General features: G+C 37.4%; 23 protein-coding genes. 6 read left to right on the forward strand and 17 right to left on the reverse strand.

All coding sequences use genetic code 11. The features are described 5' to 3' along the window. Positions 1 to 6 precede the first annotated feature (6 nt). On the reverse strand, positions 7 to 1,197 hold the full coding sequence (gene sucC, locus AEQU1_RS12140) for an ADP-forming succinate--CoA ligase subunit beta (RefSeq protein WP_111881517.1): 1,191 nt from the start codon (positions 1,195 to 1,197) through the stop codon (positions 7 to 9). A 277-nt stretch (positions 1,198 to 1,474) separates the two neighbouring features. Here sucC and lysA point away from each other — a divergent pair, with 277 nt between their 5' ends. The 5 genes from lysA to AEQU1_RS12165 all read left to right on the forward strand — a co-directional run bounded on the left by lysA (position 1,475) and on the right by AEQU1_RS12165 (position 5,930). Further along, positions 1,475 to 2,680: a diaminopimelate decarboxylase gene (lysA, locus tag AEQU1_RS12145; protein WP_111881518.1), complete on the forward strand. Its 1,206-nt coding sequence runs from the start codon at positions 1,475 to 1,477 to the stop codon at positions 2,678 to 2,680. Positions 2,681 to 2,767: 87 nt separating this feature from the next. Next, the gene (locus AEQU1_RS12150) at positions 2,768 to 4,450 is read left to right on the forward strand and encodes an NAD(P)/FAD-dependent oxidoreductase (protein ID WP_111881520.1); all 1,683 of its coding nucleotides are present in this window, start codon (positions 2,768 to 2,770) and stop codon (positions 4,448 to 4,450) included. A gap of 160 nt (positions 4,451 to 4,610) precedes the next feature. Then, on the forward strand, positions 4,611 to 4,802 hold the full coding sequence (locus AEQU1_RS12155) for a cold-shock protein (RefSeq protein ID WP_026451656.1): 192 nt from the start codon (positions 4,611 to 4,613) through the stop codon (positions 4,800 to 4,802). 261 nt (positions 4,803 to 5,063) lie between these two features. Then, positions 5,064 to 5,372 carry a hypothetical protein gene (locus tag AEQU1_RS12160; protein WP_111881522.1) on the forward strand — a complete coding sequence of 103 codons (309 nt, stop codon included), beginning with the start codon at positions 5,064 to 5,066 and terminating at the stop codon, positions 5,370 to 5,372. A gap of 42 nt (positions 5,373 to 5,414) precedes the next feature. Next, a complete protein-coding gene (locus AEQU1_RS12165) occupies positions 5,415 to 5,930 on the forward strand; it encodes a hypothetical protein (protein WP_111881523.1) in 516 nt (171 codons plus the stop codon). A gap of 138 nt (positions 5,931 to 6,068) precedes the next feature. On the opposite strand, the gene AEQU1_RS12170 is transcribed toward AEQU1_RS12165, so the two are convergent. The 13 genes from AEQU1_RS12170 to bshC all read right to left on the reverse strand — a co-directional run bounded on the left by AEQU1_RS12170 (position 6,069) and on the right by bshC (position 21,475). Continuing rightward, on the reverse strand, positions 6,069 to 7,010 hold the full coding sequence (locus AEQU1_RS12170) for a nitronate monooxygenase family protein (protein WP_111881525.1): 942 nt from the start codon (positions 7,008 to 7,010) through the stop codon (positions 6,069 to 6,071). After that, complete coding sequence (locus tag AEQU1_RS12175) at positions 7,010 to 8,644, reverse strand: S8 family peptidase (RefSeq protein WP_111881526.1); 1,635 nt, start codon at positions 8,642 to 8,644, stop codon at positions 7,010 to 7,012. The genes AEQU1_RS12170 and AEQU1_RS12175 overlap by 1 nt, the downstream gene beginning before the upstream one ends. Before the next feature lie 8 nt (positions 8,645 to 8,652). Next, positions 8,653 to 9,843 (reverse strand): tRNA 2-thiouridine(34) synthase MnmA, encoded by a 1,191-nt coding sequence (gene mnmA, locus AEQU1_RS12180; RefSeq protein ID WP_111881528.1) that lies wholly within the window; start codon positions 9,841 to 9,843, stop codon positions 8,653 to 8,655. Positions 9,844 to 9,962: 119 nt separating this feature from the next. After that, entirely contained in the window at positions 9,963 to 10,652 is a 690-nt protein-coding gene (locus AEQU1_RS12185; protein ID WP_111881530.1) for a toxin-antitoxin system YwqK family antitoxin, read from the reverse strand. A 103-nt stretch (positions 10,653 to 10,755) separates the two neighbouring features. After that, positions 10,756 to 12,642 (reverse strand): membrane protein insertase YidC, encoded by a 1,887-nt coding sequence (yidC, locus tag AEQU1_RS12190; RefSeq protein WP_111881531.1) that lies wholly within the window; start codon positions 12,640 to 12,642, stop codon positions 10,756 to 10,758. A 99-nt stretch (positions 12,643 to 12,741) separates the two neighbouring features. Next, positions 12,742 to 14,361, reverse strand: a complete 1,620-nt coding sequence (locus AEQU1_RS12195) for a CTP synthase (protein ID WP_111881533.1) — start codon at positions 14,359 to 14,361, stop codon at positions 12,742 to 12,744. Positions 14,362 to 14,463: 102 nt separating this feature from the next. After that, complete coding sequence (locus AEQU1_RS12200; protein WP_111881535.1) at positions 14,464 to 15,114, reverse strand: spermidine synthase; 651 nt, start codon at positions 15,112 to 15,114, stop codon at positions 14,464 to 14,466. Further along, positions 15,111 to 15,338 (reverse strand): DUF3820 family protein, encoded by a 228-nt coding sequence (locus AEQU1_RS12205; protein WP_111881536.1) that lies wholly within the window; start codon positions 15,336 to 15,338, stop codon positions 15,111 to 15,113. The genes AEQU1_RS12200 and AEQU1_RS12205 overlap by 4 nt, the downstream gene beginning before the upstream one ends. Then, the gene (locus AEQU1_RS12210) at positions 15,325 to 15,855 is read right to left on the reverse strand and encodes a DUF922 domain-containing protein (RefSeq protein WP_111881538.1); all 531 of its coding nucleotides are present in this window, start codon (positions 15,853 to 15,855) and stop codon (positions 15,325 to 15,327) included. Before AEQU1_RS12210 ends, AEQU1_RS12205 begins: the two co-directional genes overlap by 14 nt. Positions 15,856 to 15,922: 67 nt before the next feature. Next, positions 15,923 to 16,327 carry an OsmC family protein gene (locus tag AEQU1_RS12215; protein ID WP_111881539.1) on the reverse strand — a complete coding sequence of 135 codons (405 nt, stop codon included), beginning with the start codon at positions 16,325 to 16,327 and terminating at the stop codon, positions 15,923 to 15,925. Then, positions 16,324 to 18,225 (reverse strand): LysM peptidoglycan-binding domain-containing protein, encoded by a 1,902-nt coding sequence (locus AEQU1_RS12220; RefSeq protein ID WP_181566766.1) that lies wholly within the window; start codon positions 18,223 to 18,225, stop codon positions 16,324 to 16,326. The genes AEQU1_RS12215 and AEQU1_RS12220 overlap by 4 nt, the downstream gene beginning before the upstream one ends. Positions 18,226 to 18,275: 50 nt before the next feature. Beyond that, the gene (guaA, locus tag AEQU1_RS12225) at positions 18,276 to 19,805 is read right to left on the reverse strand and encodes a glutamine-hydrolyzing GMP synthase (protein WP_111881543.1); all 1,530 of its coding nucleotides are present in this window, start codon (positions 19,803 to 19,805) and stop codon (positions 18,276 to 18,278) included. Positions 19,806 to 19,879: 74 nt separating this feature from the next. Beyond that, entirely contained in the window at positions 19,880 to 21,475 is a 1,596-nt protein-coding gene (bshC, locus tag AEQU1_RS12230; RefSeq protein ID WP_111881544.1) for a bacillithiol biosynthesis cysteine-adding enzyme BshC, read from the reverse strand. A 113-nt stretch (positions 21,476 to 21,588) separates the two neighbouring features. Here bshC and AEQU1_RS12235 point away from each other — a divergent pair, with 113 nt between their 5' ends. Next, positions 21,589 to 24,063: a M14 family metallopeptidase gene (locus tag AEQU1_RS12235; protein ID WP_111881546.1), complete on the forward strand. Its 2,475-nt coding sequence runs from the start codon at positions 21,589 to 21,591 to the stop codon at positions 24,061 to 24,063. Positions 24,064 to 24,218: 155 nt separating this feature from the next. On the opposite strand, the gene AEQU1_RS12240 is transcribed toward AEQU1_RS12235, so the two are convergent. From AEQU1_RS12240 to AEQU1_RS12250, 3 genes are all read right to left on the reverse strand, one after another. Beyond that, positions 24,219 to 24,971: a DUF6503 family protein gene (locus AEQU1_RS12240; RefSeq protein WP_111881547.1), complete on the reverse strand. Its 753-nt coding sequence runs from the start codon at positions 24,969 to 24,971 to the stop codon at positions 24,219 to 24,221. Positions 24,972 to 25,078: 107 nt separating this feature from the next. Continuing rightward, the gene (locus AEQU1_RS12245) at positions 25,079 to 25,783 is read right to left on the reverse strand and encodes a VIT family protein (protein WP_111881549.1); all 705 of its coding nucleotides are present in this window, start codon (positions 25,781 to 25,783) and stop codon (positions 25,079 to 25,081) included. Positions 25,784 to 25,861: 78 nt separating this feature from the next. Continuing rightward, positions 25,862 to 26,575, reverse strand: coding sequence for a ZIP family metal transporter (locus tag AEQU1_RS12250; protein ID WP_111881551.1), 714 nt, complete (start codon positions 26,573 to 26,575; stop codon positions 25,862 to 25,864). Positions 26,576 to 26,587: the final 12 nt, after the last annotated feature.

Consider the following 26,587-nt stretch of genomic DNA (forward strand, 5'->3'; position numbering starts at 1 on the left):
AAAGTCTTAAGAAAGCACTGCTTTAACTTTATCTGCAGCTTCTTGAAATTCAATAGCACTCTGAACATCCAAACCGCTACTATCAATTAATTCTTTTGCAATATCTGCATTGGTACCTTGCAAACGCACAATGATTGGTACATTGATGGTTCCCATGTTTTTATATGCATCAACTATTCCTTGTGCCACACGGTCACAACGAACAATTCCACCGAAAATATTTACTAAGATTGCTTTAACGCTAGGGTCTTTCAAAATCAATTTGAAAGCTGCCTCAACACGTTCTGCATCTGCCGTTCCACCTACGTCAAGAAAGTTTGCAGGCTCACCACCAGCTTGTTTAATAAGATCCATTGTTGCCATTGCTAGCCCAGCACCATTCACCATACAGCCAACGTTTCCGTCAAGATCAACATAATTTAAACCTTTTTCCTTTGCCTCAACTTCAACCGGATTTTCTTCGCGAATATCACGCATTTCCAAATAATCTTTATGACGGAAAAGTGCATTGTCATCAATGCTCACTTTTGCATCAACCGCGATAATTCTATCATCACTGGTTTTTAAAACCGGGTTTATTTCAAATAGGGAAGAATCAGACTCGTTATAAGCTGTGTAAAGCGCAGTAACAAATTTTGTCATTTCCTTAAATGCCTTTCCGCTCAATCCAAGGTTGAAAGCAACTCTTCTCGCTTGAAATCCTAAAATGCCAACGGCTGGGTCAATTTCTTCAGTAAAAATTAAATGAGGTGTTTCCTCGGCAACTGTTTCAATATCCATTCCACCTTCGGTAGAGTACATAATCATATTTCTTCCTGTGGAACGGTTCAAAAGAACACTCATGTAATATTCTTCTGGCTCACTATCGCCTGGGTAATAAACATCTTCAGCTATCAAAACTTGATGTACTTTTTTTCCTTCGGCAGAGGTTTGCGGAGTAACCAGGTTCATCCCGATTATATTTCCAGCAATATCTTCAACTTCCTGTAAATTCTTTGCAAGTTTTACACCGCCGCCTTTACCACGACCACCAGCGTGAACCTGCGCCTTGATAACGTGCCAGCCTGTTCCGGTTGTTTCGGTAAGTTTTTTTGCTGCCTCAACTGCCTCTTTTGGGGTAGTAGCAACGATACCGCGCTGTATCTCAACGCCAAAACTGTTTAAAATTTCTTTTCCCTGATATTCGTGTAAATTCATAGTAGCGGTTTTGTACTTGTTTATGGATTGCAAAAATAACAAATGTAACAGGAATGCACTAATGTTTTTTAAAGCATTGTACTTCTAGAAGATTAAAGATTTGCTAAAATGAAAAATTAAGTATTTATTAATGAAGTATTTCTGAAGACATCCCTATTTTTACGCCTTAATTTTTAAAATTTATTCTTAAAACCATGAAATGCCCATTAAAAATTATTAGACTAATCGAGGATGTTTTGGGCATTCCATCTTCTTATATCTCAAATATTTTGTCCAGATGAAAAATCAAGACCTTTTGGCAATTGCCAAAGAATTCGGAAGCCCTGTTTATGTTTATGATGCCGCTAAAATTGAAAAGCAGTATAAACGTCTAACCAGCGCTTTTGATAAGGTAGAAAGTTTGAGAATAAATTATGCGGTAAAAGCACTTTCAAATATTTCGATATTAAAATTACTCATTAATATGGGAAGTGGTTTAGACACGGTTTCAATCCAAGAAGTGATGCTTGGCTTAGAAGCTGGCGCTAAACCCGAAGACATTATCTACACGCCCAATGGGATTTCTTTAGAAGAGATAGAAAAGGCTGCAAAACTTGGTGTGCAGATTAATATTGACAATCTTTCAATTTTGGAACAATTTGGAACCAAGCATCCAAAAACGCCTGTTTGTATTCGAATAAACCCCCACGTTATGGCGGGTGGAAATGCAAATATTTCCGTGGGACATATTGATAGTAAGTTTGGGATTTCAATCCACCAAATGCCATTGTTGAAAAGGATTGTTGAAAATACCGGCATGAATATAAACGGAATCCATATGCATACGGGTAGTGATATTCTTGATATTGATGTGTTCCTCTACGCTTCGGAAATACTTTTCAATGCAGCGGAAAATTTTGAAAACCTTGAATTTATTGACTTCGGAAGCGGTTTCAAAGTACCTTATAAAGAAGGAGACATTGAAACAAATGTGGAGGAACTTGGAAAAAAACTGACCAAACGTTTCAATGAATTCAGTAAAAAATACGGTAAAAAACTAACGCTGGCTTTTGAACCTGGTAAGTTTTTGGTAAGTGAAGCTGGCCAGTTTTTAGTAAAAGTGAATGTTATTAAACAAACAACTTCTACAGTTTTCGCACAAGTTGATAGCGGTTTCAACCATTTGATCCGCCCAATGTTTTACGGTTCTCAGCATGAAATTTCAAACGTTTCCCGCCCACATGGGAGGGATCGTTTTTACACGGTCACGGGATATATTTGTGAAACCGATACATTCGCAAACAACCGCCGTATTCCAGAACTTCATGAAGGTGATATTCTTTCGTTTCACAATGCTGGTGCGTATTGCTTCACAATGGCAAGCAACTATAATTCTCGTTATCGTCCTGCCGAAGTGCTTTGGTATAAAGAAAAAGCGCATTTAATTAGAAAGAGGGAAACCTTTGAGGATATTCTTAAAAATCAAGTGGTGGTTGAATTATAATATTTCTGACTAGGTTTGAGCCCCTTTTGAATTAAAATCATAGATTTGTTTAAATTCAGTTAGAAAAATTTAAACAGAGTTATAAGGTTGGAAAGTACTTTTTCTAGTTCCTCAGAACAACAATTTGACACTATTATTATTGGAAGTGGCGTTGGCGGGCTTTCCGCTGCTATATGTCTATCTCGCGCTGGCCAAAAGGTTTTGGTTTTGGAGCAGCATGACGTCCCTGGTGGTTGGTGCCACAGCTTTTATTTAAATGGTCATCGCTTTACGCCCGGAGTTCATTACGTCGGTCTTTTGGAAAAAGGACAGTCCACTGCCCAGCTTTATGAAGGATTGGGTATTGCGGGCGATCTTACTTTTTTCAGAATGAATCCTTCTGCTTACGAGCACGCTTATATTGGAGATGAACGTTTCGACTTTCCAGGAAATTTTGATGATTTATTAGCTTCGCTTGTTGAAAGGTTTCCAAAGGAAGAAAAAAACATAATAAAATATTTAAATCTAGTCAAAAATGTAAGTTCGGAATTGCAACTACTTCCCAATGTTGAAGGGTTTTGGCAACATTTAACGATTCCTTTTCGTACCAAGAATATGGGTAAATATGCACTTTTCAGCCTCAAAAGGGTTATTGATTGGCATATTAAAGATCCGTTACTTAAAAAAATCCTCAATATTCAGTTTGGTGATCATGGGCTTGCACCAGCGAGAGCCAGTTTTCCGTTACATTGTGCGGTTATGGACCATTATTTTAATGGAGGTTTTTATCCGTGTGGAGGCGGCGCAGCCATTGTAAAGGCAATGACAACTGTTATTAAAAAAAATAAAGGTTTAGTAAAAACACAGCAGACGGTTAAAAGAATCCTTTTAGAAGGGACAAAGATAAAAACAGCTATTGGTGTTGAATTGGAAAGCGGGGAGAAGTTGTTTGCAAAGCGTATTATTTCAAATGCAGATCCAAATATTACTTATCAAAAATTTATTGGAGAAGAACATTTAAGCAAAAGATTGCGGAAAAAACTTAATAAAACAAAGTACTCCTGTACATCTCTTATGCTTTTTCTTACGGTAGATATGGATTTAAGAGCTTCGGGAATCGATTCTGGAAATATTTGGTTGATGCCCAACGAAGATATGGATACGGTGTATGAGCGAATGATGATGCCAGATATAACAAATGATGATGCACTTGAGGGAATGTTCATTAGCTGCACGACCTTAAAAGATCCTTCTAGTTTTGATGGGAAGCACCACAGTATTGAAGCCATAACTTATTTGGATTATAAAATTTTTGAAAAATTCAAAAATGAAAAAGAATCTCGATCCCAAGAATATCTTCAATTTAAAGAATTGCTTACTGAGAAAATGATAAAAACATTGGAGAAAGTGTTGCCCAACGTTAGAGAAAATATTGTTCATAAAGAATTAGGAACACCAATTACCAATGACTACTATATAAATACAACAAGAGGAAGTGTTTACGGAACCGAAAAAAAACTTACCCAAATAGGCCCATTTGCTTATAAAGCGAAAAGTGAAATAAAAAACCTATACTTATGTGGCGCCAGTATAGTGAGCCACGGTGTTGCCGGTGCCGGTTATTCGGGATTACAAACGGCGGGGGAAATTTTAAACATGAAACAGAAGGAGCTTTTAAAAACAGATATCCAGAAAACGGTAACTATACTAGAAGCCGAAGATAGTGCTGATTATCCAAAATGGTTAAATGATAAAATTGAAAGCAAAAAAAGAAAAAATTTAAGTAGTTAAATGAAGAATTTACCTGAAAATTATAGTATTAATAATTGTATTGTTAAAAACAGCGAAATGCTTCAAATTTTTTAGTTTTTAAAATAAATAATCTTAAAAAGCTTATTTATCAATAATAATACTATCTTTGCCGCTTATATTAATTATTTATTTAAATACAATGAACAAAGGAACAGTAAAATTTTTCAACGACACTAAAGGATTTGGTTTTATCACTGAAGAAGGAACAAACAAAGAACATTTTGTACACATTTCAGGCCTAATCGACGAAGTTCGTGAAGGTGACGAAGTAGAATTTGATCTTCAAGAAGGAAAAAAAGGATTGAATGCGGTTAACGTAAAAGTACTTTAATACACACAATTTTTTTAAGACAAAGCCTCCCAAACGGGAGGTTTTTTTTTGTGCCTATTTTTTTTGGAAAAAATTCATTTTTGAAATTTATGATGACAAATGTCTGATTATTACGATTTTATTATAAATTTATATAACTAACTAAAATCAAATTTCCAAATGAAAAAATCAACACTATTATTGATTGATGGTGTTGTGCCTGCTGACTATTCAACTATCTGCGTAGCATAAAAACCCAGAAAAGAAAAGGAGTCTGCTCGATTGGCCACGCAGCCATCAACCATTTCGCTGGAAAAACTCATTGCTCAAAAGAGCGATTCGTATGTAATTACGAATAAAAACACAAGTAAAAAAAGTGATATCCGACACGTATATTTACGCCAAGCTATTAATGGCCTAGAGGTATACGGTACTGAATCTAGCATTAATTTTGATAAAACGGGTAAGGTTTTAACCCAACACAATAACTTTTTAGCTGATGCTCAGGCTACTCTTAAGGATAATTCTCAGGCTCTAAATGCCCGAGCTGCTATTGCTTCGGTAGCAAACCAAATTAGATATTCCAACTAAATTAATGTACTACTATAAAAAAGATGAAGGGACTCAATTGGTTTGGAGCTTTCCATAGCTGAAACAACTTCCTCAGACTGGTGGAACTTCTGGGTGAATGCTTCAACTGGAAAAATTATAGACAAAGATAATTGGACTGTTTCCTGCAGCATTATGGATGCTCATAATGAGCATTACCATGGTGAAGAAGCTATTACAATACCAACTGTTGTTGGTCCACTCAATGCAAATGAAGTTGAAAAGGGATATGGCAAAACTTCTACGAATATTATTAATGAGTTAACAGCAACGAATGATTACGGCAATACAACTACTTGTGAGCTTGAGCTTACTGTGGAAACTATACTGGGTGTTGGCGATAACAGTGCTAATATTGGAAGCTTGCAAATGTATCTAAACCCAGCCATGAATACAGTGACAATTGGAAACCCAGAGAGTATTTTATTTGAAAAACTAAGTATTTTCGATATAAGAGGAAGAATGATAAAATCAATCGACTTAAGAAATATGGGAATACAACAAACAATTGATGTTTCTGAAATGATTGCCGCTACTTAGCTTGTAATTATTCAAGGGGAAAACGGTCAGACAACGAAACGACTTGTTAAGGAATAAGCGTTAGGATTTTTTAAAAAGAAAACCCTTCCGATTAACTTCGAAAGGGTTTTTTATTTTCAGAATATTTTAAAAAAAATCTTAAAGTTTGGATACCTCTTTTTTGGCAATTTCAAATTCGTCAATCATATTTTTCAGAATCTGTGCAGCAGGTTTTATATCATGGATAAGACCCGCTATTTGACCAATTTCCAATTCTCCTTCTTCCAAATCGCCTTCAAACATACCGTGTTTAGCACGAGCACGCCCTAAGTGTTTTATAAGATCTTCTTTGGTAGGATTGGTACTATAAAGCTGTATCACACTTTCAAAAAACTTATTTTTTAGCATCCGTACAGGAGCTAGTTCTTTTAAAGTAAGTTGAGTGTCGCCTTCTTTGGCATCCACCACCATTTGTTTAAAAGCTTGATGCGAGGACGCTTCATCCGAAGCAACAAAACGGCTACCCACTTGCACACCATCTGCACCTAAAACCATTGCGGCCAACATGCCACGGCCACTTGCAATTCCGCCAGCGGCAATTAAAGGAATGTCCAATTGCTCTTTTACCATGGGAATTAGCGTAAACGTAGTAGTTTCCTCGCGGCCATTATGCCCGCCAGCTTCAAAACCTTCAGCAACAACGGCATCAACTCCTGCTTCCTGAGCTTTCAATGCAAATTTTACACTGCTAACCACGTGAACAACAGTAATTCCGTGTTCTTTTAATTTTGAAGTATATGTTTTGGGATTTCCCGCTGAGGTGATTACTATTTTTACACCTTCTTCAATAATGATATCGATAATTTTATCAATATCAGGATAGAGCATCGGCACATTTACGCCGAAAGGTTTATTTGTAGCAAGCTTGCATTTAAGAATATGCTCGCGAAGTATTTCTGGGTACATCGAGCCTGCACCCAAAAGCCCCAAGCCGCCAGCATTTGAAACAGCACTGGCGAGTCGCCAACCGCTGTTCCAAATCATTCCGGCTTGAATAATAGGATATTGAATATTAAAAAGTTCGGTAACCCGGTTTTGCACTACTCTTTAATAATTTTATAACTCGTTGTTTTGTTGTTTGAAGTAATTGATGCAATGTACATTCCAGAGGAAAGACCTGAAACATCAATACTATTCTTCAATGAAGTAATTCTTGTTTGAAGTATTCTTTCACCTAAAACATTGTAAAGTGCAAACTCCGCATCTTCAGCAGATTTAGGGAAAGAAATATTTATTTGCGTAGTTACAGGATTAGGGTATAATGCGAAATTGTTTTCTTGAAGAAATTGTTCATTTCCTAAAAGTAATAATGCATTTAAAGCATCTCCAAAATTTGGAACGCCATAACCATATTCATCTGTTGGATTGTTATATCTATCAGCAGACTCACGAATGGCTTGCATCACTACATCGTTTTTCAAATTTGGAACAGCTGACCATAAAGAAGCTACTGCTCCTGCGGTAATTGGGGAACTAAAAGAAGTTCCGCTTGAGGTAGTTACATTTCCATTTGGGCTAACTATAGCTGCATCACGACCTTTGGCCATTACGTCTGGCTTAATAACACCTGCTGCATTGGGACCGCGTGAACTGAAAGATACGTAATTCTCACCAGCATCAACCGCACCTATTGTAAATGAACCAGTTGCATCTGCAGGAGTTGCAACTTTTCCAAAACCATTTCCATCATTTCCGGCTGAGGTTACATTTATCATGCCCTTATCAAAACCTACATTTGATCCTCTAGCTGCAATAGTAGTTAGTCCATCCAAGTCTGAATAATCGTGGTCAAAACTTGAATTGTCAAATGCTTGATAACCTAATGAGGTATTGGTAACATAAACGCCCAAACTATCGGCGCGTTCCAAAGCTTCAACCCAGTATGCTTCCTCAGCAGGAGATTCGCTATTGTCATCTTCTGTAACGTAAAGGTAATATGATGCACCAGGAGCAGTACCTACAAACTGACCATTTAAAAATCCTGCAGCGTCACTAAAAGTTCCAGCACCGTGACTTCCGGTACCATCTGGACTTTCTTCACGGGCAACAAAATCATACCAACCCAATAGTCTTCCATCATTTCGAAGATCTGCAAAAGCAGGATTACTTAACACGTTTGGATAGCCATTATCCATAAAAGCTACGATTATATCTTGTCCTGTAAAATCATTTTCGTGAAGATAATCTACGTTGATCATCTCGGTTTGGTTGGTTGCGCTCCCGTAGTTATATACAGGTCTTGATGGAAATTGGTTTTCCACTTCAAATTTGTCTTTTGTGAATTGTTTTCCTGCAGTAGGCCTGTTTAAAGTCTTATCAGCAAACTCCAAATCGACAACAAAAGGAAGGTTTAAAAGGTTGTTTATATTGGTTTCAGTTCCACGAACATAAACAGCGTTTAACCATTTTGATTTTGCCAGTACGGTAATTCCTGAAGTGGCTTCAATTTGAGCTTTGTATGCTTCATTTAAAGGCACATCACGGTCATCAATTGCAATACCCTGAGCATTTTTTCTATCTAGTGCTGCTTGGGTTAAAATACTAATCGGATTGCTCAATGCAGCAGTAACTGTGGCAGGATCCTTCGCTTCAAAAATAACAAGAGCATCCTCAGTTTGTGCAAAACTTAATGCTGAAACAAAAACAATAAATAATAGGGATAATTTTTTCATCATAGATTTTTTTAAGATATAACTCCACTTCCCAATAATTCTTGGTCATTGTACCATGCTACAAACTGACCTTCGGTTATTGCGGATTGTGGTTTGTCAAATATAATATAAAGTCCCGAAACTGTGCAGTGTAAAGTTGCTTTTTCCAATGGTTGCCTGTAGCGTATTCGAGCCATAACCTCCATTTTTTCTTCTTCGCCAAGTTTTAGGTCTTCCCGGATCCAATGTATTTCGTCACTTTTCACGAAAAGTCCGAGACGGTAAAGTCCAGGATGCTCCTTACCTTGGCCCGTATAGATTACATTTTCCTCTACATCAGTATCAATTACAAAGAGCGGTTCTTTGGTTCCGCCAACAGCCAAGCCTTTGCGTTGTCCTTTGGTGAAATAGTGCGCACCATGGTGGATGCCTATTTGTTTGCCATCTACTTTGGAATATTTTCTTTTGGCGGAGAGGTATTTGAATTTTTCCTCTTCGGAAGAAAAATCTGATTTTGTTCTTTTATATTCTGAAAAACTTGCCGGTACCTCAACGATCACACCATCTTTTGGTGCCAGTTTTTGTTGAAGAAATTCAGGTAGTCTCACTTTTCCAATGAAACACAAACCTTGCGAATCGCGTTTTTCGGCGGTAATAAGGTTTTGTTCCGCAGCTATTTTTCGCACGTCAGGTTTTAACAATTCGCCAATAGGAAATAATGTTTTTGCAAGTTGCTCTTGCGAAAGCTGGCACAAAAAGTATGATTGGTCTTTGTTTGGGTCTTTGCCCGAAATTAATTGATATATCTCTTCGCCGTCTTTTTCAAAAATACCTTTTCTGCAATAATGGCCAGTTGCTACAAAATCGGCACCTAAATTTAGGGCGATTTTCATAAAAACATCAAACTTTATTTCACGGTTGCAAAGTACGTCTGGGTTTGGTGTGCGTCCCATTTGATATTCGCGAAACATATAGTCAACAATCCGCTCTTTGTATTCTTCACTTAAATCGACTGTTTGGAAAGGAATGCCAAGCTTTTCAGCCACAAGCATAGCATCGTTGCTATCTTCCAGCCATGGGCATTCATCAGAAATTGTTACGGAATCATCGTGCCAATTCTTCATAAATAGACCAATAACATCGTAGCCTTCTTCTTTTAAAAGATAGGCAGCAACGCTGGAATCAACACCGCCACTGAGTCCGACAACTACTCGTTTTTTCATAAAAATGTATGTGTTTAAAACTTGGCCCTAAATAGATCCTGTTTATGAAGGGGCAAAGGTAAAAAGACTTTCGAAATATAACAGTCGAGCGATTTCTGGTTTCCTTACCTGAAGATTTACTATTTATCGGGTTTTGGATATGTTTCTTCTAAAACTACTTTGCCGTCTTTGTAATATTTCCAAAGACCGTGTTTTTTATCATCTTTATAAAATCCTTCGATCACTAAATTTCCATTGGCATCATAATAAAATCCGGGGCCTTGTAGCTGGTCTTCTCTATAAAGTAATTTTTTAAGCAAAACGCCTTCAGGAGAGTAGTAATTATCTTCCCCTTCTTTTATACCGTTTTTGTAGCTAATTTCTTCAGTTATTTTTCCATTGGGATAGTAGGTTATCACTTTTCCGTCCAGTTTTCCGTCAACGTAATTTTCTCGCGTCATTACATTTTTGGACTTTTCGTGATAGTAAACCCATTCGCCAATGCGGTCTTTGTCTTTCATTTTTCCTTCACTTACCAATTTGCCTTTAATAGTATAATATTTCACGTCGGCAATATCGTCTTTACTATTAAAGTTTTTGGTAACCGTTGGCTTGTCTTTACATTCAAGGCAATAAAATTTGAATTCGCCTACTTCTTTTCCGTGCTCAAAATTGCCTTCGTAGCGAAGCTGGGTCGAACCTTCATATGTTTTTTTCCAAACCCCATTGCGCTTGCCTTGCGCGTCCATTTGGTTTGTTCCACTTTGTGAAAAAACATGGAGGGAGCCGAAAATTATTCCGAAGAAAAGGATTAAAGCGGTTTTTTTCATACTGTCATTTCGAATACTTAAAAAGTAAACGGTACAATTCAAAATCTATTTTAAATTTAAAACGCAGAAAGATTGTTATAAGCTTTCTGCGTTCTAGAAAGTTTTATCGTTTGCCGCCTTTTTTCTGTTGCTCCGCTTGATCCATCATTTCTGACATTTTTCGCTGGAACTTATTCTGTTTTTTCGGCTGTGCTTTTTTCACTTGAATTTTAGCGTGGATTTTGTCTTCATCAATAATAAAGTTTTTGATTACTAACATAATTCCAATGGTAATCAAATTTGAAATAAAATAATATAATGAAAGTCCACTCGCGTAGTTGTTGAAAAACACCAACATAAACAATGGCGACAGATACATCAGGAATTTCATGTTTGGCATTCCCGGTTGTTGCTGTTGTTGCATATTCTGTCCCATAGTCATCATCATATAAACAAAGATGGCGATGGAAGCCAAAATAGGAAACAAACTAACGTGATCACCATAAAATGGAATGCGGAATGGCAATTGTGCAATAGTGTCATAACTGGAAAGGTCATCTGCCCAAAGGAAGCTCTTCTGCCTCAAATCAAAAGCTGAAGGGAAGAATGTAAATAGCGCATAAAATACCGGAATCTGCAATAATGCAGGCAAACATCCTTTCAGCGGACTGGCGCCGGCGGAGTTTTGCAGCTTCATGGTTTCTTGCTGGATTTTCAGTTTGTTGTCTTTGTACTTTTCCTTTATTTCATCCATTTCAGGTTTTAAAACCTTCATTTTTGCTTGGGCCAAGTATTGTTTGTACTGAACTGGCGATAGCAAAAGTTTTATCAAAATGGTCAAAACTATAATTGCAATTCCCGCAGGTAGAAAATCTGTTAAGAAAGCGAATAAAGGAATGATAATGTATTTGTTTATTACCCCAAATATCCCCCAACCAAGTGGCATCGCCTCGTCAAGGTTACGGTCATAAGTTTTAAAAATTTGATAATCAGACGGGCCGTAATACATATTCATGTTATACGCTAATGCGCCGCCTTTAGGCTCCAAAAGCATTTTTGCCCCATATTGTTTAGTGAAAGTTGTGTCCACTTCTTCGTCTTTCACCAAATCTACAGAAGTAAGTTTCACTTCTTTAAAAGGAGTGTCTGTAAGTAACATAGAGCTGAAAAAATGCTGGCGGAAGTTCATCCACGTAACATCCTTTTCCAATTCGTCATCTTCACCAGAAGGAGAAAGTTTTGAATGCTTTTCATCTTCATATTCATACGTTAAACGCGAATAGCGATTTTCATATGAAATACTTTTTGCGTGGCGATATCCTTTCAACTTCCAATCTAAATACATAGGTTGTGAAGTATTTATAATGCCATCCAATCCTTGGCTATTGATGCTAAAATCTAGCATATATTCACCAGGATGCAATGTATATTTATATTCAATAAAACCGTTTTCGGAAGTCTTAAGTTTCATGGAGAGCACGTGGTCCTCACCATTTTTACTCAAAGTTGGTTGAAAGTATAAATCCTTGGAATTTAAACTTCTATTTTCCGCAGAAAACTGTAGGTCTAAAGATGCGTTTCCGTCTTTAATTAAATAAACGGGAACAGAATCGTATTGATGGAAATTCTTTAAAAGCGCTTCGGTTATATAACCTCCTTTGTTACTGATTTTCAGCATAAGAACGTCGTTCTCTAAAACAGTAGTACCTTCAGTTGCGGAAGGAAGTGTTCCAGAATATGCAAAGGAACCAAGCTTGTTTTTCAATTGTTCTAAAGCCAATGAATCGCCAGGCATAACAGCATCGCTAATCTCGGTAGTTGCTTCGGACAAAGTGATGTCTTGTTTGCTTTTTTCAGCTTCTGCTTTTTCTTTCGCGGCAGCTTCTGTCTTGGCTTTTTCAGCTTGAAGTTCTTCCTCGGTAGGTTTGTTGAGGTAAAGCATCCAGATTAGGATTCCACCGATTAATAAAAAACCTATAAGTGAGTTAAAGTCGAATTTCTTTTTTTCCATCTTTTATTTCTTCTTTTGAAATATTTCAAAAGTGTGTTATCGTTAATTTTAACTGGCAGGGCAATAATCCCGCCTTTTTTATAAATACGTCAAATTGTCCTATTTGTTTTTTGAAGCGTGATCGTGAACAGCTTTCACAAAGGCCACAAAAAGTGGATGCGGATTGGCAACCGTGCTTTTATATTCAGGGTGATACTGAACCCCAACAAACCATGGATGTTCTGGGATTTCAATAATCTCAACCAACCCAGTATCAGGATTTACCCCAGTGGCAATCATACCGGCAGCCTCAAATTGCTCACGGTATTTATTGTTGAATTCATAGCGGTGGCGGTGACGCTCCTCTATGGTTTTTGTTTTATATATCTTACTGACAATACTTCCCTTTTTTAAATCACACTTCCAAGCGCCCAAACGCATCGTGCCGCCCATATTGGTAATGTTCTTTTGGTCTTCCATGATACTAATTACTGGATCTTTGGTCTGAGAATTCATTTCAGTACTATTCGCATCTTTAAGTTTTAGTACGTTTCTGGCGAATTCAATAACGGCCATTTGCATTCCCAAACAAATTCCCAAAAACGGTAAATTGTTTTCACGGGCATATTTTACGGCTGCAACCTTTCCTTCAACACCGCGCTCACCGAAACCGGGAGCTACTAAAATACCATCTAACTTTGAAAGTTTTTTACCGATAGTTTTTGCGTTTATGTGTTCGGAATGTATGTACTCCACTTTTACTTTCACCTCGTTTTCCGCGCCAGCGTGAATAAAAGATTCAAGTATGGATTTGTAGCTGTCCTGCAATTCCACATATTTTCCAATCAAACCAATATGAACTTCGCCTTTTGGATTTTTGTGTCTTTGTAAAAATTTATTCCACTGTTTTAAATCGGGCTTTTTTGAATCTTTTAAATTTAATTTCTGAAGTGTAACCGTGTCCAAGCCTTCCTCAAGCATCATATTAGGGACATCGTAAATTGTGGAGGCATCGATGGATTGAATAACCGCTTCCTCTTTCACATTGCAAAAAAGAGCAAGTTTTCGTCTTAGATCTTTTGAAAGTTCATGTTCAGTTCTGCAAACCAAAATATCTGCGCGAATTCCGCTTTCCATCAATGTTTTTACAGAGTGTTGGGTGGGTTTTGTTTTTAGTTCACCCGCTGCAGAAAGGTAGGGTACAAGGGTTAGGTGAATAACCAAAGCGTTATCATCGCCCATTTCCCACTTCATTTGGCGTACTGCTTCAATGTAGGGCAAGGATTCAATATCGCCAACGGTTCCACCAATTTCGGTTATTATTATATCATATTCGCCTGTGTTTCCAAGCAATTGTACGCGTTCTTTAATTTCGTTGGTGATGTGTGGAATAACCTGTACGGTTTTTCCCAAAAATTCACCGCGACGTTCTTTCTCAATTACACTTTGGTAAATACGACCCGTAGTAACATTGTTGGCTTGTGAAGTATTTACGTTTAAGAAACGCTCGTAGTGACCCAAATCTAAGTCGGTTTCAGCACCGTCATTGGTTACATAGCATTCGCCATGTTCGTAAGGGTTTAGTGTGCCTGGATCTACATTTATATATGGATCCAATTTTTGGATGGTAACACGGTATCCTCTAGCTTGTAGTAACTTAGCTAGCGATGCCGCTATAATTCCTTTTCCTAATGATGATGATACCCCGCCCGTAACGAAGATGTATTTTGTAGTGCTCATGAATGCCTTTGCTGAAATAACTATACGGGATGCAAAGGTACATTTTTATTATGGAAAGGAAAGCTATAAATTTCAAAATATGGCGGTAGAAGAAAAGGGTTGTTAACTCGCAAATTTCTTCCCAATTAATAATGTATTTGTATCGTTCACTTTTGGGTAAACTAGAAATTTTAAACCGCTCCCGAAGTTGGAACTGACAGTTTCATTGGCTACAGAGTCTTTTTCCAGATTAATGCCCACATTAAAAATTATTGAACCATTTTTTTGAAGTAATATCGAAATATTTTCGCAAAATTCTTTTCCATAAAAAATAGGGGGTACGTTGGTGTCAATGAAAAGATCAATAATTACTAAATCAAATTTTTCTTTTGAATTTTTTACAAATTTAAAAGCATCAGCTTCTATAATTTGGAGCTCTTCTGAAGTGCTTATTCCAAACTCATTCTCCGCAAGTTTTATAATCGCTGGATCAATTTCAACGGCAACTATATTTTTTTTGTATTCAAAAGTATTTCGAAGGGAATGAATTACACTTCCACCTCCCATTCCCAGAAGTAATAGATTTTCAACAGATTTTAAATCAACTTTCGTCAATCCAAACTCTAGAATTTTTTGAAGGGAACCGTAGGAATAGTTTGCGTTTTCAGTATCTAAAACCTTTTTGCCGTTAAAATAGGTCACTTCCAAAGTGCCATTTATTTCTGAAGAAAATTGGCGGGTAGTTGGCCAAAAATAGCTGAAAAATCTTTTCACTTTTTAATCAACCTTTGCAATAAGCCTTCCAGTCCATTTAATTTCAATTCATACATTTCCGCCATCATCCGGCCCAATTTTCCTTCCGGAAATCCCTTCTGTTTAAACCACACAAAATAGTACTCAGGGATATTTGCCAAATAATAGCCTTCGTATTTTCCGAAGGGCATTTTGTAGTTGGCCAATTCAATCAAATGTTTTGGGTCCGGGTTACTTCCAATCATTGTATTCCGCAAGTTGGTTAGCGATGTGTTTTTGCCAGAAAATTTCTTTCTCTTCGTTGCGGGAATGGTCTGTTTCAGCATCAAAGTTAGTCTGCATCGCTCTTCTTTTTTGTTCTACTTGCTGATAGATTCCTTCAATTTCAGATTTTATCTTTTTTGTAAATGTTTTTTCCTTAAGTTTTTTCCGAAGCATACGCGCATGCAATTCCGACACATCAAAATGGGCTTGTTCATGCTTTAAAATATAAGGATTAACTCTTTCGGGAATGTACCAAGAGCTTTCTGGGGAAAAGAAACTTTTTACGGAGTATTCCGCATTTACAGCTCCATTTTTTATGGAATAGGAATATTGAAAACTGATACCGGTATTGGTACTCGCTACGAAGCTGGCACTTCTAACTGGTTTTCCGCGAAAATCTTCCCAAGTTAATTTTTGGGTTTCATTCCACATAATTTTTTCCGAACTGTCCTGCGGAAAGAGAAGTAAGGAAAATAGAAAGGTGAAAAGTAGTTTCATATTAATGTGAAATCAAAAATAGTACCTAAAATTGTAGTTATCGGATGCGCTGAAAGCAACGAATATTTTAACTCCAATTAAAAATAATATCCCTTTCAATATCTGGATGAAGACTATAATGAACGGGACAGGTTCGGGCGGTATTTTCCAGTATTTTTTTTGATTTTTCGTCAATTCCAGTAGGGAAATTTAAAACCACTTCAATTTTTGAAATTCGGCGTGGATCTGCCGCCATTGTTTTGGTTACCATTGCTGTGGTTCCGTCCATATTCACTTGCATATCGCGCGCCTTAATGCCCATCATTGTAATCATACAATTGGCAAGACCTGTGGCCACTGTATCTGTTGGCGAAAAAGCTTCACCCTTTCCGTTGTTGTCTGTGGGCGCATCGGTAATAAATTTATTGCCCGATTTCAAGTGTTCATTTTCTGTACGGAGATTGCCCAGATAGGTTACTTTGGAAGTGCTCATTCTACAACTTCAAATTTAAGTTCGGCGTTATATTTTAAAATATATGCTGCTTCGTTGCAATATCCTTCTGAGGTTGATTTTTCGTAACGGAATTTGTTTTCAATGTAAACCGTTTCGTTTTCTGGCATAACTGCATCATAAATATCTTTTTCGGAAGCCAATCGCAGCAGCACATCATAGGTTACATCAAACCCGCGGATGGCGTATCTATTTGGAAGTACACCGTATTTATTTTTATAGCTAATTAAAAAAGGATTACGGTCATCTTCTGAAATATTTTTATTTACAGATGGAAATGTAAAGTTGATTTTTGCCAAGCGTATGCTGGAAACTTCGTGCCATTCATAGGCCTCGTTTTTATTCAAAGTAAATAGGCGTATTTTATAATTGGCCGGTATCGCTGCAAGAGCGTTTACTGCGCTACTCACTAAAACAGGATTTTCAGACTCAAGGATTACCCAGTTGTCCATTCCTTCGGAAGCTACAGAAGATATATCGCTACCTTGAACATAGCCACCGCCCCGAGGCGAAACGGTTTTTGCGGTTGGAATTGCAGTTTGTATCATTTCGCGTTGCTTCGCTTTTTTTGAATCGGAAATAATAATAATGTTTTTCCCCGAACTGTGTTCTTTTATATATTGGATCATCCTTTTTTCAAGCACGGCGTCTGTGGGAAGGGTTTGAAATAGATTATTGTTCATCACCATATCTCTATTACTGAGTGGTGAAAAGACAGGGATTTTTTTGTCTTTCAACATTTCAGAAGCTTTTTCAACATTTTTTTGAAGTAATGGGCCTATTACGGCATCCACATTTTTGAAATCGCTATTTGAAATAATTGATGCAACTTTAGTGTCGCTTTTTTCTGTGTCATAAACATTCAATGTAACTGAAATTCCCTTATCCTTTGCAAATTCAGCAGCCATTAATGCCCCGCTGTAAAAATCTAAAGCAACGCGAAGGGTGGGATCTTTCTTAAGCCAGTCTTGGTCATTACTCGTTGAATCGCTCGGATTGCGCATTAAGCGAAAAGGAAGCATTAGTGCGACCGTTTTCATTTTTTTGTTATCAATTCTTTTTTCAAGATCAACAACTGAAATATCTTCTTTTAAAATAGCGTTTTCGTCTTTTGGTATTTTTAAAATCATCCCTTCCTTAAGACCATCTTTTGCATATGGATTTAAAGCGATAATTTCTTCTTCTGAAAGTCCAAATTTTACTTTTAACCTAAAGAAGCCTTCCTTCGGCTTTACTTCATAATATTGAAAATTCTCGTCGTCAATTTCCGCATTTTCAATTACTGTTTTTTCTGGCACGATAAGAGTCGTTCCAACTTTCAGGCTCTCTCCCAAATCTGGATTCAAATCTTCTAGTTCCGCGATAGAAATTCCAAATTTTCTGGCAATTCCAAACTTTGTTTCTTTTGGTTTAACAGTGTGTTTTTGGGTGCCAGGTAAAATCTTTCCTGGTCCTGAGCTTCCATTTTCTGTAACTTGCGATGCCGCCGGAATCAATAATCGCTCTCCTTTTTTAAGTCCACGGGAATATAATTCCTTGTTTAATTTTTTAATATCTTCAACACTAACATTGTATAATTGGGCAATTCCGTAGAGGGTTTCCTTCTTTTTTACTTTGTGCTCGCGGAAGTTATTATTGTTAGTTCCAGAACTTATCAGGTTATTGGATGGTATTATTAAAACGCTATTCACCTTCAAACCATTTTTTGCATCTGGATTGAGATTGTAAATAGTTTCTTCAGAAATGTTGAAGTCTTTTGCAATGCTGTAAACCGTTTCCCCTTTTTGAACCGAATGGCTTTTGTACTGTTGCTGCGCTGCAGAGCCACAACTAACCATAAATAGAAAGGTTACCGAAACGTATATTAAACACTTCAACATAGAGATAATCAATTTTTTAGATTTGCTAAACATAGTCTCGATTTCAATTTTTATTCCCACTCAATAGTTGCGGGCGGTTTAGAGCTGATGTCATAGACTACTCTATTAACGCCTTTAACTCGGTTTATTATATGGTTGCTCACTTCCTGTAAAAATTCATAAGGAAGGTTCACCCAATCTGCGGTCATTCCATCTGTGGATTCCACGGCGCGTAGCGCAACTACTTTCTCGTACGTTCTTTCATCGCCCATTACGCCCACGCTATTTACTGGCAATAGGATCGCTCCAGCCTGCCAAACTTTATCGTATAGATCCCATTTTTTCAGACCATTTATAAAGATTGCGTCAACCTCCTGTAATATACGAACTTTTTCTGCTGTAATATCGCCCAAAATTCGAATAGCCAAGCCTGGTCCGGGGAAAGGATGTCTACCCAATAACTCTGGGTCTATGCCCATTTCTTTTCCAACGCGTCGCACTTCATCTTTAAAAAGCATGCGCAAAGGTTCCACAATTTTCAGCTTCATAAAATCTGGTAAACCACCAACATTGTGATGGCTTTTTATGGTTACTGAGGGCCCGTTTACCGAAACACTTTCAATAACGTCTGGGTAAATGGTTCCTTGTGCCAACCAGTCAACACCTGTTAATTGATGTGCTTCATCATCAAAAACTTCTATAAATGCGTTGCCGATGGCTTTGCGTTTTCTTTCTGGATCGCTTTCGTCTTTTAAGGCTTTCAAAAAACGTTCAGAAGCATCAACGCCTTTTACGTTTAGCCCCATATCTTTATATTGGTGAAGCACACTTTCAAATTCGTTTTTACGAAGCAAGCCGTTGTTTACGAAAATACAGTACAGGTTTTTACCGATGGCTTTATTCAACAGAATGGCAGCAACAGTAGAATCTACACCGCCACTTAAACCGAGCACCACTTTGCCATCCCCAATCTGTTCTCGCAAAGTTTCAACCGTAGTTTCCACAAAAGCTGCAGGGGTCCATGTTTGTGGAACTCCGGCAATGTTTACCAAGAAATTTTCAAGTAATTGCTTCCCGTGGGTTGTGTGGTATACTTCTGGGTGAAATTGTATTGCATAGGTTTCTTCGCCCTCAATTCTGTAAGCCGCATTTAAAACATCAACTGTACTAGCCAAACGCACTCCGTTTTCGGGAAGTTGCGCAATGGTGTCGCTATGGCTCATCCATACGTTCGTATTCTCAGGAATATCTTTAAAGAAATCTTCCCCAGATTTTATCATTGAAAGTTTCGCTCTGCCGTATTCACGCAGGTTAGATGGCTCTACGCTTCCACCACTGAAATGTGCTAAATATTGCGCTCCATAACAAACCGCCAAAAGGGGCTTGTGTCCGCGAATCTGAGAAAGATCTGGATGTGGCGCATCTTCCGCGCGAACCGAAAACGGACTGCCGGATAGTATTACAGCCTTAAAAGGCTCCAAGTTTTCTGGAATATGGTGGTAAGGGTGAATCTCGCAGTAAATGTTCAGCTCCCGCACGCGTCTGGCGATTAATTGGGTATACTGCGAACCAAAATCTAAAATGAGGACGTTATTTTGCATAGGCAAAAATACTTTAAATATATAAGTTGGTTAAATGGTTGTGTGTAATTTTTTTAGGGTTTTCAACAGAATAATTATAACTCCAAAACAGTAAAATTAGCATCAAGCGGATTGAGATTTTCTTTTAATAAATCCATCAATTCTTCCCCATATTCCAAATAAAACTCAGAAAAATTTAGCTGTCGTTCCTGTAAGCTTTGGTTAGGGAAAAGTTGATTTTGAATAGCTCTCAAACGATCTAATTCATCGGAAAGATTTCGTTTTTGGGCTTTTAACAAGCGTTTTTCAAGGTTGTCCAAACCGTTCAATTGTTTCTTTTCCTGTGCGCCAACAGCTCCTAAAAAAGAAACGTCGGTCTTTTCGGCCAAGGTGTATAAATCCTTAAACTGCTGTTTTAAGAAATCCTTTTGTTTTGAGAAGTCTATAGCTATTTTTGAAATTTTATAGGTGTGCCGGGTAATTAACTCGTGCTGATGAAGAAACAATTCCTCAATTTCTGTATTGAGTTTTTCTAGTTTTTCTGATAACATTTTAGGAAACAAAAGCACCGAATTCCGAAGTAATAAAATAGGAAAAGGCACTTCCACTGTATTAAAATAATCTTTTAATTGAAACCAATATGCCAGCTCGCCGCCGCCGCCAATGTAACAAAGATTGGGTAAAATTTCTTCTTGGTATAAAGGTCGTAGCAAAGCATTTGGTGAAAACCGCTGTGGATTTTCGTACAGTTCTTTTAAAATTTCTTCTTTTGAAAAAGAGATGTCCGTTTCATTTACATAAAACTTGCCTTCCTGCTCAACAATTCGTTCTCTGAGGTTTTCCTTTAAATAAAACAGATTTATTTCCCGTGGATGTACTTGTTCCGAAAAACCTAAATTTGTAAGGTTTTCAGTAGTTTTCGATACTTTTTTAAAGCTGAGATTTTCTGTAAGTTCCTTTTCGGCATAAGGAATAAAACATTTTTTCAGCGCAGCATCATTCCCATCCACAATAACAAGCCCGTGATGATAGAACATGCTATTTGCCAAATACCGAGTGGCATCTGCAAGGTTGTCGTGTTTTGTGTATGCGTCGGAAAAATAGGAAATCAATTTTTTGGCGTTTTCGCTTTCCCCAAACTCCTTTTTCAATTGCTGTTTCACTTCCTCCAAACCTTCCGTAGAAAGTTCGCCAACAGCCCCAGAAGCTTCTCTGTCCCACTTAACTTTTTTTCCAAATAGATTGAAATAATTAATTTCCTCAAAATCGTGGTCTTCAGTTGCCATCCAATAAATAGGGACAAAATGATGGTTGTGATATTCCTTATTCAATTTTTCGGCAAGATTTATTGCAGAAAATATTTTATATAAAAAGTATAATGGACCTGTGAAAAGATTAAGCTGATGTCCCGTTGTTATCGTGAAGGTGGTATGCTCTTTCAATAAATCTATATTGCTAAGTGTAGACTGCGAAAGTGAATTGTCTCCATATTGAAGCATAATCCGTTTTGCCAACAAATGCCGTTTATCATCCGTAAAAGTTTTCTGCTTCTCGGTAATCTGGTGTTTAAAATTCTCCAAGTTTGGAAAGCGATTGTAAAAGGGTTTTAAACTTTCATCTTCAGCGAGATAATCGCATATCAATTTTGAAAAATAACCTGTGTTTTTATACGGAATGGAATGGTTTGGCATAGGTTCTTCAGAAAGATTCAAACAAAAATACAGTATAAATAAGAATTCAGAATTCAGAATTCAGAATTTGGTAAAACTTTAGTAGTTTTAGACCACTTTTTAAAACCCGCACAATGACGCGCTATTTTACTTTTTTATTCCTAGTTTTTCCTATTTTTATTTTCGCCCAATTAAAATCTCCTGCTGAATTTTTAGGCTATGAAATAGGAACTCAATTTTCCCGCCACGCTGATGTTGTTGGCTATTTTGATCATGTAGCTACAAATAGTGGAATGGTAAAATACTTCGACTACGGAAAAACTAACGAACGCCGAAGACTTATTTATGCCGTTATTTCTTCCGAAGAAAACCTTGCAAATCTTGAAAAAATACGAACTGATAATTTAAAAAATATTGGCATCCTTTCAGGTAGTGCAACTCCTGAAAAGACAATTGTGTGGCTCAGCTATAATGTTCACGGTAATGAAGCAAGTAGCAGCGAGGCAGCAATGAATACTGTCTATAAACTGATTACGGAACATTCCGATTGGTTAAAAAACGTTGTAGTCATTATGGATCCTGGCGTGAATCCAGACGGGCGTGACCGTTATGTAAATTGGTATAACCAAGTGAAAGCTTCGCCTTATAATTCTTCACAGGATGCCACCGAACACAACGAACCTTGGCCTGGCGGAAGACCAAACCATTATTTATTCGATTTAAATCGCGACTGGATGTGGGCAAGTCAAGTGGAAACACAGCAACGCTTAAAAATTTACAATCAGTGGATGCCCCAGATACACGTGGATTTTCACGAACAGTATATCAATAATCCATATTATTTTGCTCCTGCTGCGGAACCTTTCCACGAAATAATTACACCTTGGCAGCGCGAATTCCAAAACAAGGTAGGAAAGAACAACGCTAAATATTTTGATAAAAACGGTTGGCTTTTCTTTACCCGCGAGAGTTTTGACCTTTTGTACCCTAGCTATGGCGATACCTATCCACTCTTTATGGGAGCTATTGGAATGACTTACGAACAGGCAGGCCACGGAATGGCTGGTTTGGGAATTATGAATGACGAAGATGTGGAACTTACCCTTGTGGACCGTGTGGCACATCATACCACTACAGGTCTTTCCACAATTGAGGTAGCTTCGCAAAACGCAGCGTCCCTAAATACTGAATTTAAAAAATTCTTTAAAAACGATAATCTAAAATATAAAAGTTTTGTGCTGAAAGGTAATCTCGACAACATTAAAGCACTTACTGAAATGCTAGACCGTCACGAAATAAAATACGGATATGCAACTGAGGGAAAAGTAAGTGGCTTTAATTATTCCGAAAATAAAAAAGGAACAATGGATGCCAAAGGAGCGTTGGTAGTTAGCACCAATCAACCAAAAGGTAAAATGGTGCAGGTACTGTTTGAACCTAATGCTGCGCTTTCAACTCCCGTTACATATGACATTACAGCTTGGAGCCTACCGTATGCTTTCGGACTGGATGCGGTAGCGAGCACAACGTTGGTTTCAGCAAACGGGAGTTTTCCGAGTAATAGCGTTTCCAATATTCCTTCGGCAACGGCGGCGGGTTATATTGCCAAATGGAACAGTTTACAGGATGCTGAATTTCTTTCGGCCTTGTTAAAAGCAGATATAAAAGTGCGTTTTTCTGAAAAAGGACTTGGTTTTGGTGGTAACAGCTTTGGTCGCGGCAGTTTGATTATTACGCGTAGCGATAATAAAACAAATACAGATTTTGACAAAACTGTTTCTGAAATTGCCAATGAGATGGGGCGCCAATTGTACACTTCGCCTTCAAGTTTTGCTGATAGTTTAACAGATTTCGGATCACAATATGTGCATTTAATTAAAAATAAAAAAGTAGCAATGTTGCGGGGGGAGGGAACTTCGTCTTTAAGCTACGGCGCACTTTGGCACTTTTTTGAAACACAATTGAAATACCCAATTACTTACATTAATACAGAAGATATAGGTAAAATTCAGTGGTCAAATTATGATGTGCTTGTTTTGCCCGACGGAAATTACAAATCCATTTTAAACGAAGCTACTTTTAAAACCCTTGATGAATGGATTGAAAAAGGAGGAAATGTAATTGCAATTGCAAATGCGGTAAGTATTTTTGAAGACAAAGAAGGTTTTGATCTAAAAAAGAACGGGGACGAAAAGGCTGAAAAAGAAAAGGATACTTTAGGAAATATGATTCCCTACGCCCAGCGCGAACTGGAAAGTACTAAAGATTTTATTACTGGAAGTATTTATAAAGTTATGTTAGATAATACCCATCCTTTAGCGTTTGGTTATGGCGATACTTATTACAGTTTAAAACTGGGTAGCGATTCCTATAAATTTTTAGATGAAGGGTTTAATGTTGGATATATAAAAGAACCCGAAAGCGTTTCTGGTTTTTCGGGTGAAACCGCGAAAGCAGCTTTAAAAAATTCCATCGTTTTTGCAGAAGCCAGAAAGGGTAGAGGTAGTGTAGTTTATATGGTGGACGATGTTTCCTTTCGCTCCTTTTGGCAGAATGGTAAGTTGTTTTTAGCAAATGCGATTTTCTTTGTAAATACTGGAAACTTCTAGAGATACTTTGGTCTCCATATTTTCGTAGAGCAATGAACTTTTTTTAACATTGGAACCACAAAGGTTTTTATAGAGAACACCACGATTGCTCAGTAAACTTTATGTTCTTCAAAACGTTTTGTGTTTGAAGGAGGATATAAAACATCCTGACTTTTTTACTTTTTTTCAATAGGAATCACCGAAACATTCTCAGTTTTAATCTCAGATAGTAGTTCTAGTTCTCCCGCTTCAAACAAGGAATCAACAGTTTTTAAATCCACAGATTCCCAAGGTTCCACTTTGTAGTTTTTGTAATCTACAAAACGTAGCCCATTAATCACTCTTGGGTTATAAGCTTGCCGAAAGCGTATGCCTCCTTCCCCAGTGTAAAATTTATAGGCAAAATAATCTGCTGTAAAATCACTTTCATGTATCCAGTACATATAAAGATCTTCGTGGTCTGTACCGCCGCCTTCTTTTGTAAATGTTACCTTGATTTTGTAGTACTTTTTGCCATCAATCTCAGCTTCCCCAACTAATTCTTTTTGAACCGCTGCTTCATTTAAACCAAAGGGCAATTGTACAAAGTAATGCACCGAGTTTAAAGAATTGGCGTATTTGCTGGCCGTAGAATCTGGTAAAATTAGTTTTGTACCATTAATGAAACGTTCAAATTCAGAATTTGTTAGTACATCAGTTATTTCTCCCAAAGAATCGGTAAAACTTCGCCTTAACTCAAATAAACCGTTTTCTCTATGGCTACTATAATCAGCGTCTCGAAAGCTAAAAGCTATATTGGCGGCATCATATTTTTTGCCACCGGCATTTTCAATAGTTTTATCAATAATTTTTTGGGCGGTGAGTTGTTTTTTTTCAGTTTTGCACGATAACAATACAAACAGGAAGCAAATTATTGGAGTGAAGCGCATGTTTCTTTAGTTTTCACAAAGATACAAAGGCAGAGCCGAATGGATTCATCGAAAGATATATAACACGAGATTTGTCCTAAATTTCTTAAAGTATGCAATTTGGTAATCTATAAGGTTGCTCCGAATAAATATCCTACCAAAGCCGTCAAGCCCATAGCAACTGTTCCCCAAAATGTAACTCTTATAATTGCTTTTCCAATACTTGATCCTCCTGTTTTGGCGGCTACTATTCCTAAAATTATTAAGAAAACAATGGCAAATCCATATAGAAAGTATTCCATATTATCAATGGGTAGAAATAATGCAACAATTAGCGGAAGCACTCCTCCAAAGGTAAATGCTGAACCAGAGGCGAGTGCAGCTTGTATTGGTTTAGCTTGGCTTATTTCATTAATCCCCAACTCATCTCTTATATGGGCCGCTAGTACGTCGTGTTCCGTTAATTCTTCGGCAACTAACAAAGCAGTTTCTTTTTTTAGTCCTCTCTTTTCATAAATTTCTGCCAAACGTTGTAATTCAAGTTCGGGTGTTTCTCTTAATTCTATAATTTCTCTTTCAATATCAGCTTTTTCCACATCGGTTTGGGAACTTACAGAAACGTATTCTCCCGCGGCCATTGATAAAGCTCCCGCAACCAAACCTGCAAGGGTTGCCAAAATAATAGGTTCTCTTAAATCACTGGCTGCAGCAACTCCAATTGCAAGGCTTGCGGTAGAAAGAATCCCGTCATTTGCTCCAAGTACTGCAGCCCGTAGCCAATTACTTCTATGTATGTAATGGTTGTCTAAATAATCATCTGGCATATCGCTCATAATTGCTGATTTAAGGATGTATAAAGTTACTTTTTTAGGCTCATATTGAACCCTCAAATTGTATTTGAATTTATGGATTTATCCCAATATTTTTAAACCAATCATTCCAACCAGAAAGCCCAAACAAGCACCAAGTGCCGGAATCCAATTTTTTTTCATACTTGATAATGGTGCTATATCTTGAAAAATAAGGTAAACAATTCCACCGGATGAGAAAATCATGAGTGCGCCTATGGTGATGGGCATATCGGATAAAAAGTAATATCCTAATAATGCCGAAGCCACCCCCGAGAAACTTAAGAGGAAAAGAATTATTAAACATTTCTTTGCAGAATAAATAATTTTTAATTCTAGATAAGCATTAAATGCTTCTGGGAAATTTTGAATACCAATAATGATTGCCAATAATATTCCTAATTGCGGATTCTGTGAAAAAACAGCCCCCATAGCAATGGCTTCGGGAACAAAATCTGAAAGCATCCCTAACAACTGGGCAATGGTACCGCCCTTACGCTGTATATAGCGATCTATTAAAAAGAATGCTATGGCACCTGCCATAAAGCATATTGCCATTGGTACTAATGAAAGCGCCTGCATTCCTTCTGGGATCAACACCAATGCTACGGCGGCCATTAAAATACCACCACCAAAGGCTGTTGAGCTATGAATGATTTCTGCCTTTACTAATCCGCTTTTTACGTGATCCCCAAAATAATAGGATAATAAACCTCCTAAAAAAACAGTTGAGCCTGAAAGCAAAGAGAACAGTATTATAATTTGAAATTCTGCCATCTTAAACGTTAA

Origin of the sequence: Aequorivita sp. CIP111184 (genome assembly GCF_900489465.1) — a bacterium.
GTDB lineage: Bacteria > Bacteroidota > Bacteroidia > Flavobacteriales > Flavobacteriaceae > Aequorivita.

Bases quoted from the DNA above. Each gene is read 5' to 3' on its own strand.
- sucC (WP_111881517.1), bottom strand. From the start codon at position 1,197: ATGAATTTACACGAATATCAGGGAAAAGAAATTTTAAACAGTTTTGGC.
- lysA (WP_111881518.1), top strand. From the start codon at position 1,475: ATGAAAAATCAAGACCTTTTGGCAATTGCCAAAGAATTCGGAAGCCCT.
- AEQU1_RS12155 (WP_026451656.1), top strand. From the start codon at position 4,611: ATGAACAAAGGAACAGTAAAATTTTTCAACGACACTAAAGGATTTGGT.
- AEQU1_RS12175 (WP_111881526.1), bottom strand. From the start codon at position 8,644: ATGATGAAAAAATTATCCCTATTATTTATTGTTTTTGTTTCAGCATTA.
- mnmA (WP_111881528.1), bottom strand. From the start codon at position 9,843: ATGAAAAAACGAGTAGTTGTCGGACTCAGTGGCGGTGTTGATTCCAGC.
- AEQU1_RS12185 (WP_111881530.1), bottom strand. From the start codon at position 10,652: ATGAAAAAAACCGCTTTAATCCTTTTCTTCGGAATAATTTTCGGCTCC.
- yidC (WP_111881531.1), bottom strand. From the start codon at position 12,642: ATGGAAAAAAAGAAATTCGACTTTAACTCACTTATAGGTTTTTTATTA.
- AEQU1_RS12195 (WP_111881533.1), bottom strand. From the start codon at position 14,361: ATGAGCACTACAAAATACATCTTCGTTACGGGCGGGGTATCATCATCA.
- AEQU1_RS12205 (WP_111881536.1), bottom strand. From the start codon at position 15,338: ATGATTGGAAGTAACCCGGACCCAAAACATTTGATTGAATTGGCCAAC.
- AEQU1_RS12210 (WP_111881538.1), bottom strand. From the start codon at position 15,855: ATGAAACTACTTTTCACCTTTCTATTTTCCTTACTTCTCTTTCCGCAG.
- AEQU1_RS12215 (WP_111881539.1), bottom strand. From the start codon at position 16,327: ATGAGCACTTCCAAAGTAACCTATCTGGGCAATCTCCGTACAGAAAAT.
- AEQU1_RS12220 (WP_181566766.1), bottom strand. From the start codon at position 18,225: ATGTTGAAGTGTTTAATATACGTTTCGGTAACCTTTCTATTTATGGTT.
- guaA (WP_111881543.1), bottom strand. From the start codon at position 19,805: ATGCAAAATAACGTCCTCATTTTAGATTTTGGTTCGCAGTATACCCAA.
- bshC (WP_111881544.1), bottom strand. From the start codon at position 21,475: ATGCCAAACCATTCCATTCCGTATAAAAACACAGGTTATTTTTCAAAA.
- AEQU1_RS12235 (WP_111881546.1), top strand. From the start codon at position 21,589: ATGACGCGCTATTTTACTTTTTTATTCCTAGTTTTTCCTATTTTTATT.
- AEQU1_RS12240 (WP_111881547.1), bottom strand. From the start codon at position 24,971: ATGCGCTTCACTCCAATAATTTGCTTCCTGTTTGTATTGTTATCGTGC.
- AEQU1_RS12245 (WP_111881549.1), bottom strand. From the start codon at position 25,783: ATGAGCGATATGCCAGATGATTATTTAGACAACCATTACATACATAGA.
- AEQU1_RS12250 (WP_111881551.1), bottom strand. From the start codon at position 26,575: ATGGCAGAATTTCAAATTATAATACTGTTCTCTTTGCTTTCAGGCTCA.